This window comes from Pantoea sp. EKM10T, from assembly GCF_011800685.1.
Lineage (GTDB): Bacteria > Pseudomonadota > Gammaproteobacteria > Enterobacterales > Enterobacteriaceae > Pantoea > Pantoea agglomerans.
Map to the genome: position 1 here is coordinate 245,818 of NZ_JAALEU010000001.1, position 13,303 is coordinate 259,120.

The window sequence follows — 13,303 nt, forward strand, 5'->3', positions numbered from 1 at the left end:
TGCCGGATTCACTTTCTCACGCCATTCGCGCCAGAAAACAGCCCGCCCGCGAGTCGACACATATACGGCAGTTGATAACTGACGAGACGATTCTGTGGATAGATCAGAGGATTGCTATCGCTACGTTGCCCGCCAGGGGCCAGGCTTTGTTTTATTGCTGAATTCAGAGAGGATTTCATATGGTGCCTCTGTTCCCTGATCAGCTATTACTGCACAGGTGTTGGATTATGATTAAGCAGAAATTTTGTATGATGTAACTAAAGACATTTTCCTTCTTTCTCAGAAATTTCACATTTCCTGCGGCTAAATATCTCTTTGCCCTCAGGCGCATTACTCTCTCTGCACTGTCACCCGACTTCAGACAATCAATAAAGGAAACATTGATGAAAACTTCATATGCCTTGATCGCAACATTACTGATGACCTCTGGCGCATCCGCTATCGCTGCTCAGCCTGCTACCGCTAAAAACCCACTGAGCGTGCACGTTCTTAACCTGCAAACTGGCCAGCCAACGGCAGGCATCGAAGTTGAACTGGATCAGAAGCAGCAGGATAACTGGGTGAAACTGGCGTCAGGCGTCACCGATAACAATGGTCGCATCAGCGCCCTGTTCCCGCAGGACAAAACAGCCAGTGCGGGTAGCTACCGCGTGGTGTTTAAAACCGGTGACTTCTATAAAAAGAACAACCAGAAAACCTTCTTCCCGGAGATCCCGGTTGAGTTCAATATGGAAGCCAGCGGTGAGCACTACCATATCCCGTTGCTGCTGAGCCCGTTTGGTTACTCTACCTATCGCGGCAACTGATCCCGATCCGGCACTCAGGTGCCGGATTTCCCCTCTCCCGCTACCCGCGCCGGAAAGCACTCCACCAGCCAGTCGATAAATACCCGTAGCCGTTGCGTTACGTGCCGGTTTTGCGGATAAACCAGATGAAACGGATAACCCGCCGGACGCCAGTCGTGCAGGATCTCAACCATTTCTCCCTGCCGCAGAATCGACGACAGCGAATAATTAAATGTCTGAATGATCCCAAGCCCTGCCAGTCCCGCGGCCAGATGCGCGTTGCTTTCATTGACGCCAATGCGATGCGCACTGGTGATCTCAATTTTCTCTCCCTGACGTTCGAACCGAAGCGGAAATGGCTTGCCGGTTTGCGGCGAGAGATAACTCACCAGCCGGTGTCCGTTGCGCAGTTCATCAGGATAGGCGGGCACACCAAACGCTTTAAGGTAGGCGGGTGTCGCGCAGGTAATGAGCGTAGCGTGCCCTATCAGGCGGGCAATCAGTGAGGAATCGACCAGCGGACCGCCGCGGATCACACAATCAACGTTGTCACTGATAAGATTGACCGGGCGATCGGATACGCCCAGATCCAGCGTAATATCAGGATAGCGGGCAAAGAAATAAGGCAGCAGCGGAATCAGAACGTCCCTGGCGGTAGATCCGCCGACATCGATGCGTAACTGCCCACGCGGCTTACTGCGCAGTGAATTGAAACAGGCATCAATATCCTCGAGATCGTGCAGGATGCGCAGCGCTTTTTCATAGTATTCACGCCCTTCTGCGGTGATGGTCACGCGTCGGGTGGTGCGCTGCAGTAGCCTGACGGAAAGATGCGCCTCCAGCTCCTGAACCAGCTTACTCAGCGTCGCCTTCGGCATATTCAGCGAGTCCGCCGCCCGGGTAAAACTGCCGCTTTCCACCACCCGTGAAAAGGCTTTTATCGCCAGCAGCTGATCCATTCTATCTCCCTATTATCCACCCGTGTGGATAGTCATTTTCATTTTAGCGGATTTATCCGCCAATCCTCCTCTCTTACAGTAGCAATCAGTCCGGCAGCCCCGCTGACCGGGAATAACCCAAACTGTCTAAGAGACTATCCGGAGAAGAACTTATGAACGCATCACTCGCAGGAAAAATTGCACTGGTTACAGGCGGAACGAGCGGAATTGGCCTGGCTACCGCCCGGGAGCTGGCGGCACAGGGCGCACAGGTTTTTATAACCGGCCGTCGTCAGGCGGAGCTGGATGCCGCCGTCGCTGAAATCGGCGGAACCGTCAGCGGCATCCGCGCAGACGCCTCACAACTGCACGATCTCGATGAAGTTTACTCGCGAATTGCAGCGCAGGCGGGACGCCTCGATATTCTCTTTGCCAACGCCGGGGGCGGCGACATGCTGCCGCTGGGGGCGATTACTGAAGAGCATTTTGACCGTATCTTTGGCACTAACGTACGCGGCGTGCTGTTTACCGTCCAGAAAGCCCTGCCTCTGCTGGTTGATGGCGCATCGGTAATTCTGACCGGATCGACTGCCGGAGCGCAGGGTACTGCGGCTTTTAGCGTCTACAGCGCCAGTAAAGCGGCAGTGCGCAATTTTGCCCGTTCGTGGGCGCTGGATCTGAAAGATCGCGGAATCAGGGTCAATGTCGTGAGCCCCGGCCCTGTCCGTACGCCTGGGCTGGGTGATCTGGTCAGTGAAGATCAGCGTCAGGGCTTGTTTGATGCGCTGGCAGCACAGATACCGCTTGGTCGCCTGGGTGAACCGCAGGAGGTTGCCCGCACCGTTGCGTTTCTCGCCTCGGATGCCGCCAGCTTTATCAATGCGGCAGAACTGTTTGTCGATGGTGGAATGGCACAGGTCTGAGAGTCACCCTGTAGCTGAATATCAGACCCTGGTGATTGTCATTATCTGTTACGCAGCATCCCGGTTCGCCGGGCGTGAGCAGCAAAGCTGCGCCTGGCTGAACCGTTAACGTAATAACCCCTGTCAAAGGCAGCAGGCTGTGTTGATCTGTAACCTGAATCCGGCACGCCGTCATAAAATGTCACGTTGAAGAAACACCCGCCTGGCAAATCCCCCGCTATAGTTATTGCCTGTCACGTCAGTCATAAAAACCATGGAGATAACATGAGCCAACTTTTTTCCACTGTCTCGCTGGGCGAACTTACGCTGGATAACCGCATTGTGATTGCGCCGATGTGCCAGTACTCCGCTGAGGCGGGCAATGCGACCGCCTGGCACCGTATCCATCTTGGCCAGCTGGCCTTTTCCGGCGCAGGTCTGATGATTATTGAAGCCACCGCCGTAGAGGATATTGGTCGCATCTCCCCCGGCGATCTCGGTTTGTGGAATGATGATAATGAAGCTGCGCTGAAAACGGTTCTGGAAGATGTCCGCCGCTACTCCTCTATTCCGGTTGGTATTCAGCTGGGCCATGCAGGACGCAAAGCGTCGTGTGCCGTGCCCTGGGAAGGCGGTGAGCAGATTGCGCCTGAAGCCGGCGGCTGGCAAACCGTGGCTCCGTCCGCACTGAGCTACAGCGCGGATGAAGTGAAACCGGTTGCCATGAACACTGACGATCTGGCGCGGGTTAAACAGGCCTTTGTCGACAGCGCCCTGCGTGCGGTGCGTCTGGGAATTCAGCTTATCGAAGTGCATGCCGCACACGGCTACCTGCTGCATCAGTTCCTGTCGCCGCTGTCGAATCAGCGCAGTGATGAATATGGCGGCTCGCTGGAAAACCGTATGCGCTTCCCACTGGAGGTCTTCAAAGCCGTTCGCGATGCCGTACCCGCTTCCGTACCGGTAGGCGTGCGCATTTCTGCCACTGACTGGGTTGAAGGCGGCTGGGAGATCAATCAGTCAATCGCCTTCTCGCGTGAGCTGGAAGCGCTGAACAGTGCTTATATTCATGTCTCAAGTGGTGGTTTGTCGGAAGATCAGAAAATCAGCGTCGGACCCAACTATCAGGTGCCGTTCGCCCGCGATATTCGTGAGCAGGTGTCGATTCCGGTGATTGCGGTCGGCTTAATCACTGAGCCGCAGCAGGCAGAAGATCTGCTGCAACAGGGTGAAGCTGACCTGGTGGCGCTGGCGCGCGGTATTCTCTACGATCCGCGCTGGCCGTGGCACGCAGCCGCTGCGCTGGATGGTAAAGTCCAGGTTCCGCCACAGTATCTGCGTTCTGAACCGCACGATGTAAAAGGCATCCTGACGCAGGATCAGTAAGCTTTAACGGGCAGACCGCATTAACGGCGGTCTGCCCGTTCTCTTATAAAATGCCTTTCAGCCGCAGATGCTGCAGCAGCATGATGGTCTTGGCATCCACAATCTCACCCTGGTCAATCGCCTGTAACGCCTGGTCAAAACCGATCTCAAGCACCTCAATATCCTCACCCTCTTCCGCTATTCCGCCGCCTTCACCGCTACGCTGCTGATCGCCATACTCGGCAATAAAAAAGTAGAGTTTCTCAGTAACCGAACCGGGGCTCATAAAGGCTTCAAACACCTTCTGGACATGGCTGACGCGAAAACCGGTTTCCTCTTCGGCTTCGGCAACAATACGCGCTTCCGGCGAGGCGTTATCCAGCAGACCGGCGGCCGCTTCAATCAGAAAGCCATCATGCCCGTTAAGGAAAATCGGAAAGCGAAACTGACGGGTCAGTACCACCGTACGTTTGCCACGGTTGTAGAGCAGGATCACTGCGCCGTTACCGCGGTCATAGGCTTCACGGCTCTGCTCCTGCCAGCGGCCGTCACGGCGCAGCAGCGAGAACGTATATTTCTTCAGGGTATACCAGTTGTCTGACAGCAACTGCTCATTGATGATGCGCACGCGGGGATGGTTCTGCTGCATGATGCTCTCCAGGATAGTAGACAGCCATCACGCTATCATGCACAATCGTGCAACTTCAAGAAAAAACATGCAAAGGCCAGTCATGCTATCCAGCCAGCGAAAACAGACGATTCTCGCCCTGCTCGCTCAGGAAAAACAGGTGCAATCGCGGGACCTCAGCCAGCGATTTGGCCTCTCCGAAGACTCTATCCGCCGCGACCTGCGTGAACTGGCGGCAGAAGGATTATTGCAGCGGGTACATGGCGGCGCGCTGCCGGTTTCCGCTGCGCTGGCCACCTTTGAAACGCGCAAAAGCGTGCAGACTGCTTCCAAACAGGTTATCGCGCAAAAAGCCGTTTCACTGATTCAGCCGGGGCAGATCGTACTGATTGATGGCGGGACCACCAGCGCGGAACTGGTGCGACTGTTACCCGCCACGCTGAGCTTTACCGCGGTTACGCACAGTCCCAGCGTGGCGCTGGCGTTAGCCGATCATCCACTCGTGGAGATCATACTGATTGGCGGGCAGCTCTATAAACATTCAGTGGTGACGGTGGGCGCAGCGATGCTGGAGTCGATCAACCGCATCAATGCCGATCTCTTTTTTATGGGCGTCACCGGCGTGCATCCTGCGGCGGGCCTGACCACCGGTAATTTCGAAGAGGCGACGGTCAAGCGTGCGCTGGCAGGACGTGCAGCGGAAACCGTGGTGCTGGCGTCAGCGGAAAAGCTGAACTCCGCCTCGGCATTTGCCATTGGCGACCTGTCGCTGGCCAGCACGCTGGTCGTGGAAACGCAGCCGGACGAGGCGCTGCGACAGGCGCTGAGCCAGCAAGGTGTGACGATCATCTGAGTTCGTAGCAGGCCTGCAGCGCAAGATGCGGACCGGTCAATGGTCGCTGTGTGTCAGGAAACTGCTGTGCTACTGGCGTCATTGAGCTTTGCGCCAGGGCCACCGTAACGGCTCCCTGCTGATAAGCCTGCTCTGCTGCTGCTGCAATCAGTGCAAAATAGCGTGTTGTCTCCCCCGCTTTAAACGCCGCCCATGCTCCCTCCACCAGCACGACCTCCACCTGGCTGCCGGGCTGGCTGAAAAGTGTCCGCGTCGCCGCCAGCGTTGACTCTGCCGCACAGAGTGCGACTGTGTGCCCTGCCTGACGCTGCAGCGCCTCCGCTAACATTCCGTCGGTGCGCATAACCCGATCCTGCGCGCTGAAATCACCGGCAACTGGGCCCAGCGTCGAGCAGGTGATCAGTACCGCATCAAACTGCGGCAGCAGCGTTTCAATCATTTGGGCAATACGGCGGCGTAACGCAGTCGTCATCCCGCCGCTGCGTTCCGCTTCTGCCAGCAGCGCAGGCATCACCAGATGATTCAGCGGCGGATTGTCACGCGCCAGTGCGCTGGCGGCATCATCAAATATCGCGATATTACTGGCCGCGGTGTGAAAACAAAGAATGTTCAGGGTGAGCTCCGGTTCACTGAATGGGCATGGTCATTGTGCGGATTGCCAGGCTGCATGCTGGATAACAACACGATAACCATCCCTGTCGATAAATGTCACGCCCCGTTGATCCCAGTAAGGATTCAATGCAGGAATCCTCTGTCATCCATGGAGCCATTAACTCTTTCGGTGTTGCTTTTGTAGAACCCTGATACAGATTAAAGGCATAAAAAAACCCGCCTTAGCGGGTTTTGGAGGAAGCTGACAGTCAACCAGCCTTTGCTTCGCGTGAACGCACGGTGCCTGAGCGCTCCGCAAGATCAAAAGATTCTTTGAGCTGACGCATTGCTTCCGCTTTACGCTCTGCAACTGTCATTTTTTTCAGGGTTGAAATATCGTGTTTTGAGTACATAACCTCTTCCTCCTTCGCCTATGGCGGTATTCACTTCATACATTACATCACGGGGCGGATGCTGTAAAACCCGGTCTAGAAGCGTTTTAGCTTCTCTGTTTCGGCAATCGCAAAATATGCCCTGGCCCTGTAAGTCTTGTGGTGAAGCGTAATGATAGTCGCCTCCCTCTGACCTGGATGCGTGGCATGCCGCACTGCTGATGACCCGCCTGCCCGTTTTTTGCAAGCGGATGTGAACAGCCATCAGCCTGAACCCATGACGCGAATGGTCCTGCATCCGCTGTGTCCCCGTGGTTAGCACCCTATGCCCTGTTATCGGTAAATCAGCTTACCGCTCACAGCGCTAAACGCATTCCCGCCGCTGTCATCTACACTTTCCCGGTATTCATATGGTGATGCCCTGAGCATTGCCCGGCTATAAAAGGATGACAATATGACTGAACAAGCAACCCAGAACCATGCCTGGTTACTGGCTTCACGCCCTCACGGTGAGCCGACCAAAGAGAATTTCCGCCATGTGGCGCAGCCCGTCCCGGAAATCAAAGAGGGTGAAGTACTGCTGAAAACCATCTATCTCTCGCTTGACCCCTATATGCGTGGGCGGATGGACGAGGGTAAATCCTACGCCGCGCCGGCAGAGCTGGATCAGCCGATGGTGGGCGGCACCGTCTGTCAGGTCGCCGAATCGAAAAACAGCGACTTTAAGACCGGTGACTGGGTGCTGGCGCAGAGCGGCTGGCAGGAATATGCCGTCTCCGATGGCAAAGAGATTGCGAAGCTGGGCAACGATCTGCCTCATCCCTCATGGGCGCTGGGTATTCTCGGTATGCCAGGCTTTACCGCCTATATGGGTCTGATGGATATTGGTCAGCCGAAAGCGGGTGAAACCCTGGTCGTTGCCGCCGCAACCGGTCCGGTGGGCGCAACGGTCGGCCAGCTGGGTAAACAGAAAGGCTGCCGTGTCGTTGGTGTGGCGGGCGGTGAAGAGAAATGCCGTTACGCGGTGGATACGCTAGGTTTTGATGCCTGCCTCGATCACCACAGCGCCGACTTTGAAGAGCAGCTGAAAAACGCCTGCCCGGATGGCATCGATATCTATTTCGAAAACGTCGGCGGCAAAGTGTTTGATGCCGTGTTCCCGCTGCTGAACACCGCTGCGCGCGTGCCGGTCTGTGGTCTGGTCTCGGCATACAGCCAGCGTGAGCTGCCGCAAGGCCCGGACAGAACCTCTCTGATCATGGCAGGCATTCTGAAACGCCGTATCCGTATGCAGGGCTTTATCATCTTCCAGGATTATGGTGACCGTTACCCTGAGTTCCTGGAGGCGATGCGTCCGCTGGTGGAGAACAAAAAAATCCACTATCGCGAGCACATGATTGAAGGATTAGAGAACGCGCCACAGGCGTTTATCGATATGCTGAATGGCAAAAACTTCGGTAAAACCGTGGTGAACGTCGGAGCCTGATGACGTTAGCGTGCCGCGTCACTGACGTGGCACGCCATTAATCAGTGCGGCTGCCGGGAAACGTGTTCGGCAGCTGCACGATTTGCCGCACTCACCGCTTCTGCCAGCGTTACCCCGCTACTCAGGCGCTGACACAACACGCCGACAAAACAATCCCCGGCACCGTGGGTGCTCACCAGTGTCACCTTCTGCGCCGCCAGGGTATGCGTCTCTCCCGCCTCGCTGTAAGCCACACCATGTTCACCAGCGGTAACCACCACTCTGGCAAACCGGCTGGCCAGCGATTCTGCCGCTGAGCGCGCCGACGTCAGATCCTGCACGCTAATCCCGCACATATCGCGCGCTTCAATGGCGTTCACCACCAGCAGATCGATACAGTTTTCAAACGCGGCTGACAACGGCCGGGCGGGCGCGGCATTGACGCAGACCGTAATCCCCCGCTGCTGTGCCGCCTGGGCCGCACAGAGGTTCACCGCTTCCGGGACTTCATTTTGCAGCACCAGCAGCGACACCCCCTGCCAGAAGCCGGGCTGCTCAAAGGTCTCCAGCGGGATCTGCTGATTAGCATTGGAGACCACCACCGCACCGTAATCTCCTTCGGCATCGGTAATCGCCACGCTCATCCCGGAGGGAAGCGCATCAATGATGCTGACGGCGGTGCAATCGACCCCGGCCTGCTGCAGATGATCCAGCAGGAATTGCCCCTGCTGATCGCGCCCCACTGAACCGGCGAAGCGCACTGCGGCACCCGCGCGTGCCGCTGCGACGGCCTGATTACCGCCCTTGCCACCAAACTTATAGTGACAGGCGCTGCCCATCACCGTTTCGCCTTTTTCCGGGCGATGGTGTGCATCCAGCATAATGTCGTAGTGAAGACTGCCGGTGACTGCAATTTTGCTCATAGCTAGAATTCCCGCAGATCCTGAACCGCATGCTGGGTTTTCATCAGGTTCTTCTCCGCCCGCTTCAGATCTTTCTTGGCGATAGCGACAAACAGCGCATCCAGAATATTGAGCTGGGCGATGCGTGACGCGGCGTTTTCACCCAGCAGATGCGATCCCTGAGAGGTTGAATTGAGGACCACATGCGCACTCTTCGCGATCGGGGATTCGGCGTAGTTGGTAATGGCGATAACTTTCGCGCCATTCCTCCCCGCCAGTCTGACCGGATCGTTCACCGCGCGCGTAGCACCCGAATGGCTGATGGCGATAACCACATCGTCATCAGATAACACGGCGGCTGACATCAGCATGATGTGGGCGTCGTCATAGGCAGTCGACTTAATGCCAATCTTCAGCATCTTGTGTGACAGGTCCCGCGCCACGGCGGCAGAACCGCCCACGGCGTAGAGATCGATATGACGCGCTTTAAAGATAATGTCCGCCGCACGATTGAATTCAGAAACATCCAGAATCGATAAGGTCTCTTCAATCGCCTGGATAGAGGTTCTGAAAACTTTGGCCAGCAACTGCTCCGACGAATCATCCGGCTCAATTTCCGCATGCAGCCCTGCCACTTCAGACTGGTTGTAATAGATCAGGCCACTTCTGAAATGCCTGAAGCCGGTGAAGTTAAGTTTTTTGGTAATCTTAACGATCATCGCTTCAGAGACATTATTCTCCCGCGCAATCTCCTTTAATGAGGATTGCTCGGTAATGTCGGTTCGGGCAATTATCGCCTCAGCTACCCGACGTTCTAACGGCGTCAGCTGGGGCAAACGCATACGAATCTGAGCGCCAATGGCTCGCGGATCTTGCTTCATTACTTGCCTCGGGTCGCCCGGTCAATCAACATCGCTATGATAATAATAAGGCCGGTAGCGAGCAATTGGTAAAAGGCCTGAATGTTCAGTAAGGTCAAGCCATTACGTAACGCACCGAGGATAACCACGCCGATCAGCGTTCCGAAGATACTGCCCTTGCCGCCCATTAACGACGCACCGCCAATGGCCGCCGCCGCAATCGCATCCAGTTCCCACAGGTTGCCGATGGTCGGTTCGGCAGCCCCCAGGCGACCAATCAGAATCAGCGAGGCCAGTGAGGCAAGCAGGCCGGAGAAGATATAGACCGTGACCTTGGTGCGCTTAACCGGCACACCCGCGACCCGCGCCGCCTCTTCATTGCCGCCAATCGCCAGAATATATTCCCCCAGCGGGGTCTTATTCATCACCGTCCACAGCAGCAGTGCAATCACTGCCACAATCACAATCGGCGTGGGGATACCGAAAAGCGTGCTGTTGATCAGGCTGCGAAATTCCAGCGGAATACCAAAGATGGGATTGCCGCCGGTGTAGATCAGCGCAATGGCCCGGAACAGCGACAGGCCGCCCAGCGTGACAATAAACGGCTGCAGCCCGGCATAGGCGATCAGCGTGCCGCTGAACAGCCCGCACATCGCGCCCACACCCAGCGTCGCGAGGATCGCCAGCGGCACCGGCACGCCCGATGCCATCAGGGTTGCACCCAGCACCGCAGAGAGCGCCGCCGTGGGACCGACCGAGAGGTCAATTCCGCCGGAGATAATCACCAGCGTCATGCCCAGTGCAATCAGGGCGTTGATTGAGGACTGCTGCAGAATATTCAGCAGATTAGGCAGCGTGAAAAAGACCGGCGACAGAAACGAAAATGTCACCACGATAATCAGTAAGCCAATTAAGGTACCGGCATCACGCAGATTAAATTTAAGCCGCAGCGCAGGTCGGGTACCCGGCCCGGTAGATGTCTGAGTTGTCATAGTTATAACCTTAAATAGTGTCAGGTAAGCGGTCAGGCGGTCTGGTCGATATCTTTGATGGCATAACGGGCAATGTTCTCTTCGGTGATCGCGCTGCCGGTTAACTCTTTGGTTATCCGGCCCTCGCGCATCACCAGCACCCGATCGGAGATGCGCATGATCTCGGTCATTTCTGACGACACCACCACAATGGCTTTGCCCGCCTGGGCCAGTTTTTCAATCAGGTGATAGATTTCAGACTTGGCACCAATATCGATACCGCGCGTCGGCTCATCAAACAGAAACACATTGGCATCCGCCGCAACCCAGCGGCCGATGATCACTTTTTGCTGATTGCCGCCGCTCAGCGTGCCGATGGTTTTCTCAATGTCGAGCGGGCGCAGTTTCAGGTCGCCCATGACCTTCAGCGCCTCGCGGTCCAGCCGGGCCTGGTTCATCAGCCCCGCCGACGTGAAACGGTGCATCGACGGCAGCGCCATATTCATCTTCACCGCCCGCTCTTTGATAATGCCCTCTTTTTTGCGGTCTTCAGGTACCAGGCCAATGCCCGCCTTGATCGCCGCACGCACGTTGTGGTTCTTCACCGCGGCACCGTTGACGCTCACCGTGCCACGGGTGCGCCTGTCGATACCGGCAATCAGCTTCAGCAGTTCGGTGCGCCCCGCGCCGACCAGCCCGGCAATGCCCAGCACTTCGCCCGCACGAACGCTGAAGTTTGCCGCCACCACCTCATTGCCACGCGTCAGATCCTCTACCCGCAGCACTTCGCGATCGGTGACAAACGCCTGATGGTCAAGCTTGTCGATCTTCCGTCCGACCATTTTGGCGACGATGCTCTCCTCATCCTCATCACTGATATTGACCACCCCAACCTGCTTTCCGTCACGCATAATGGTGGCGCGGTCGCAGACCCGGAAAATCTCATTCATCTTGTGCGAGACATAGATCAGCGAGACGCCGGTCGACTTCAGATCGCCAATCAGCTCCGCCAGACGGTCAAATTCGCGTGGCGTCAGGCTGGAGGTCGGCTCATCCATGGCGATGATTTTGGCGTCATCCAGCAGCGCCCGGGCAATCTCAACGATCTGCTGCTGCGATACCTTGAGGTTCCTGATCGGCGTATCGGGATCGATAGTGGGATCCAGCGTCTTCAGAATCAGGGTGGCCCGCGCCAGCTGGGCCTTTTTATCCACCCACCAGCCCCCGGCGCGGGTCAGCGGGCGACCCAGAAACATGTTCTGCGCCACGGAAAGCTCAGGCACATGCTGTAACTCCTGGTGGATCATCGCGATCCCGGCCTGACGGGCGCTGAGCGGACTGCGGATCTGCACCCGGTTTCCATTGACGCTGATCTCCCCACTGTCCGCGCCGCGAACGCCGGAGAGGATATTCAGCAGCGTCGACTTACCCGCGCCATTTTCCCCAATCAGCGCGTGCACCTCGCCGGGCCGCACTGAGAAATCGACATCCTGCAGCGCGGCGGCGTTACCGTAACTTTTGCTGATGCCACGCATCATTAAGCGAAACTGTTCCATACCCGCTCCCGCTGACTTATTGTTGAGCCAGCAGCTGACGCAACCGGTTGTTGTCTTTGGTTGAGAACGCTTCGACATTCTCTTTGGTGATCAGCGCCTGGGGTGTCGAGACAACGCGCGACAGTTTCTGTCCATTTATCAGCCGGATAATGACGTCCATCGCCACTTCACCGGTCAGCACCGGGAAACTGTCGACCGTGCCGGTCAGCTCGCCGCGCTTAATCGAGGCGTAGGCATCGGAAATACCGTCAGTGCCAAAGATGGCCACCTGTGACGCTTTGTTCTGCGCGCGTACCGCCTCCACCACGCCCAGCGCCATGGTGTCGTTGTTAGCGTAGAAGCCGATTAAATCAGGATGCTGCTGCAGAATGGTCGATGCGGCGTTAAAGGCCTGCTCGCGACTCCAGTTAGCGGGCACGCTGGCCACGATGGTGAACTTACCGGCGCTGTCCAGCGTCTCTTTAAAGCCACGGGTGCGCTGTCCGGCGGCATAAACCCCTGGCTGCCCTTCAATCACCGCCATTTTGCCGCCCTGCGGATGGTGCTGAATAAACCATTTCGCCACCCGCACGCCATTGTCCTTCTGGACGTTGCCGACGTAGTAGCGCGCATTCGGCATCACCGCATCATTAACGTTCACCACCGGGATATTTTTACTGTTGGCACTCTCCAGTGCAGGCTCCAGGTTGATATCGGTCTGCGGCGAAACCAGCAGGCCGTTAAAGCCCTGCGAGATCAGGGTTTCCGCAATGGAGAGCTGACCAAGCTGATCGTCTTCATTGGCCGCCGCCTGATAAGCGACAGTGAAACCATACTTTTTCGCCGCGTTCTGGTAGCCCTGGCCGAGTGAACGCCAGTACTCATTGGTCAGGGTTTTTGATACCCCGCCAATCTTCAGCGACTTATCGACTTTTGGCAGTGCGCCATATTTGGTGTCGAGCTGGGTCCAGTCGGTGCGATCCGGTTCGGTATCGGATTGCAGCGGTGCCAGTTCTGCCGCATAAACCGTGCTGCAGAGCAGTGAGGAGGCGATAAGAGCAAGCAGGCGTTTTTTCATTTTTTTATTCTCAGGGTGTTGGGTAGAGGTGTGATGTT

Annotated in this window: 14 protein-coding genes and 1 pseudogene; 5 read left to right on the forward strand and 10 right to left on the reverse strand. The window is 56.6% G+C overall.

Annotated elements, in window-relative coordinates; translation table 11 throughout:
* The first annotated feature begins 383 nt into the window (after positions 1 to 383).
* A complete protein-coding gene (gene uraH / locus HFD95_RS01145; RefSeq protein ID WP_010244915.1) occupies positions 384 to 806 on the forward strand; it encodes a hydroxyisourate hydrolase in 423 nt (140 codons plus the stop codon).
* Positions 807 to 820: 14 nt separating this feature from the next.
* Here uraH and HFD95_RS01150 read toward each other — a convergent pair whose 3' ends face one another.
* Positions 821 to 1,744, reverse strand: a complete 924-nt coding sequence (locus HFD95_RS01150) for a LysR family transcriptional regulator (protein WP_167429725.1) — start codon at positions 1,742 to 1,744, stop codon at positions 821 to 823.
* Positions 1,745 to 1,896: 152 nt separating this feature from the next.
* Between HFD95_RS01150 and HFD95_RS01155 the strand changes: the two genes are divergently transcribed.
* Positions 1,897 to 2,646: a glucose 1-dehydrogenase gene (locus HFD95_RS01155; RefSeq protein ID WP_033787857.1), complete on the forward strand. Its 750-nt coding sequence runs from the start codon at positions 1,897 to 1,899 to the stop codon at positions 2,644 to 2,646.
* Positions 2,647 to 2,910: 264 nt separating this feature from the next.
* Positions 2,911 to 4,011 (forward strand): NADH:flavin oxidoreductase/NADH oxidase, encoded by a 1,101-nt coding sequence (locus HFD95_RS01160; protein ID WP_167429726.1) that lies wholly within the window; start codon positions 2,911 to 2,913, stop codon positions 4,009 to 4,011.
* A 43-nt stretch (positions 4,012 to 4,054) separates the two neighbouring features.
* On the opposite strand, the gene HFD95_RS01165 is transcribed toward HFD95_RS01160, so the two are convergent.
* Positions 4,055 to 4,639, reverse strand: a complete 585-nt coding sequence (locus HFD95_RS01165) for an NUDIX domain-containing protein (protein WP_167429727.1) — start codon at positions 4,637 to 4,639, stop codon at positions 4,055 to 4,057.
* A gap of 82 nt (positions 4,640 to 4,721) precedes the next feature.
* On the opposite strand from HFD95_RS01165, the gene HFD95_RS01170 reads away from it, so the two are divergent.
* Positions 4,722 to 5,471 (forward strand): DeoR/GlpR family DNA-binding transcription regulator, encoded by a 750-nt coding sequence (locus HFD95_RS01170; RefSeq protein WP_163637470.1) that lies wholly within the window; start codon positions 4,722 to 4,724, stop codon positions 5,469 to 5,471.
* On the opposite strand, the gene HFD95_RS01175 is transcribed toward HFD95_RS01170, so the two are convergent.
* The 3 genes and pseudogenes from HFD95_RS01175 to HFD95_RS01180 all read right to left on the reverse strand — a co-directional run bounded on the left by HFD95_RS01175 (position 5,464) and on the right by HFD95_RS01180 (position 6,475).
* On the reverse strand, positions 5,464 to 5,982 hold the full coding sequence (locus HFD95_RS01175; RefSeq protein ID WP_167429829.1) for a glutamate racemase: 519 nt from the start codon (positions 5,980 to 5,982) through the stop codon (positions 5,464 to 5,466). The two genes, HFD95_RS01170 and HFD95_RS01175, sit on opposite strands and share 8 nt — an antisense overlap.
* A gap of 132 nt (positions 5,983 to 6,114) precedes the next feature.
* Positions 6,115 to 6,222, reverse strand: a pseudogene (locus HFD95_RS22015) (VOC family protein); the annotation flags it as partial.
* Between the two features lie 109 nt (positions 6,223 to 6,331).
* The gene (locus HFD95_RS01180; RefSeq protein ID WP_022625658.1) at positions 6,332 to 6,475 is read right to left on the reverse strand and encodes a hypothetical protein; all 144 of its coding nucleotides are present in this window, start codon (positions 6,473 to 6,475) and stop codon (positions 6,332 to 6,334) included.
* Between the two features lie 433 nt (positions 6,476 to 6,908).
* Between HFD95_RS01180 and HFD95_RS01185 the strand changes: the two genes are divergently transcribed.
* Positions 6,909 to 7,940, forward strand: a complete 1,032-nt coding sequence (locus HFD95_RS01185) for an NADP-dependent oxidoreductase (RefSeq protein ID WP_010244937.1) — start codon at positions 6,909 to 6,911, stop codon at positions 7,938 to 7,940.
* Positions 7,941 to 7,981: 41 nt separating this feature from the next.
* Here the strand turns inward: HFD95_RS01185 and HFD95_RS01190 are convergent, their stop codons facing one another.
* From HFD95_RS01190 to HFD95_RS01210, 5 genes are read right to left on the reverse strand one after another with little or no spacing between them, the layout of a single operon-like run.
* On the reverse strand, positions 7,982 to 8,842 hold the full coding sequence (locus tag HFD95_RS01190) for a PfkB family carbohydrate kinase (protein ID WP_033779184.1): 861 nt from the start codon (positions 8,840 to 8,842) through the stop codon (positions 7,982 to 7,984).
* A 2-nt stretch (positions 8,843 to 8,844) separates the two neighbouring features.
* On the reverse strand, positions 8,845 to 9,702 hold the full coding sequence (locus tag HFD95_RS01195; protein WP_010244943.1) for a MurR/RpiR family transcriptional regulator: 858 nt from the start codon (positions 9,700 to 9,702) through the stop codon (positions 8,845 to 8,847).
* A complete protein-coding gene (locus tag HFD95_RS01200; RefSeq protein WP_010244946.1) occupies positions 9,702 to 10,673 on the reverse strand; it encodes an ABC transporter permease in 972 nt (323 codons plus the stop codon). The genes HFD95_RS01195 and HFD95_RS01200 overlap by 1 nt, the downstream gene beginning before the upstream one ends.
* A gap of 32 nt (positions 10,674 to 10,705) precedes the next feature.
* Positions 10,706 to 12,208 (reverse strand): sugar ABC transporter ATP-binding protein, encoded by a 1,503-nt coding sequence (locus HFD95_RS01205; RefSeq protein ID WP_031592323.1) that lies wholly within the window; start codon positions 12,206 to 12,208, stop codon positions 10,706 to 10,708.
* A 16-nt stretch (positions 12,209 to 12,224) separates the two neighbouring features.
* Positions 12,225 to 13,265 (reverse strand): substrate-binding domain-containing protein, encoded by a 1,041-nt coding sequence (locus HFD95_RS01210; RefSeq protein ID WP_167429728.1) that lies wholly within the window; start codon positions 13,263 to 13,265, stop codon positions 12,225 to 12,227.
* Between the last annotated feature and the right edge of the window lie 38 nt (positions 13,266 to 13,303).

Coding starts and splice junctions, on each gene's coding strand:
- uraH (WP_010244915.1), top strand. CDS start 384: ATGAAAACTTCATATGCCTTGATCGCAACATTACTGATGACCTCTGGC.
- HFD95_RS01150 (WP_167429725.1), bottom strand. CDS start 1,744: ATGGATCAGCTGCTGGCGATAAAAGCCTTTTCACGGGTGGTGGAAAGC.
- HFD95_RS01155 (WP_033787857.1), top strand. CDS start 1,897: ATGAACGCATCACTCGCAGGAAAAATTGCACTGGTTACAGGCGGAACG.
- HFD95_RS01160 (WP_167429726.1), top strand. CDS start 2,911: ATGAGCCAACTTTTTTCCACTGTCTCGCTGGGCGAACTTACGCTGGAT.
- HFD95_RS01165 (WP_167429727.1), bottom strand. CDS start 4,639: ATGCAGCAGAACCATCCCCGCGTGCGCATCATCAATGAGCAGTTGCTG.
- HFD95_RS01170 (WP_163637470.1), top strand. CDS start 4,722: ATGCTATCCAGCCAGCGAAAACAGACGATTCTCGCCCTGCTCGCTCAG.
- HFD95_RS01175 (WP_167429829.1), bottom strand. CDS start 5,982: ATGCCTGCGCTGCTGGCAGAAGCGGAACGCAGCGGCGGGATGACGACT.
- HFD95_RS01180 (WP_022625658.1), bottom strand. CDS start 6,475: ATGTACTCAAAACACGATATTTCAACCCTGAAAAAAATGACAGTTGCA.
- HFD95_RS01185 (WP_010244937.1), top strand. CDS start 6,909: ATGACTGAACAAGCAACCCAGAACCATGCCTGGTTACTGGCTTCACGC.
- HFD95_RS01190 (WP_033779184.1), bottom strand. CDS start 8,842: ATGAGCAAAATTGCAGTCACCGGCAGTCTTCACTACGACATTATGCTG.
- HFD95_RS01195 (WP_010244943.1), bottom strand. CDS start 9,702: ATGAAGCAAGATCCGCGAGCCATTGGCGCTCAGATTCGTATGCGTTTG.
- HFD95_RS01200 (WP_010244946.1), bottom strand. CDS start 10,673: ATGACAACTCAGACATCTACCGGGCCGGGTACCCGACCTGCGCTGCGG.
- HFD95_RS01205 (WP_031592323.1), bottom strand. CDS start 12,208: ATGGAACAGTTTCGCTTAATGATGCGTGGCATCAGCAAAAGTTACGGT.
- HFD95_RS01210 (WP_167429728.1), bottom strand. CDS start 13,265: ATGAAAAAACGCCTGCTTGCTCTTATCGCCTCCTCACTGCTCTGCAGC.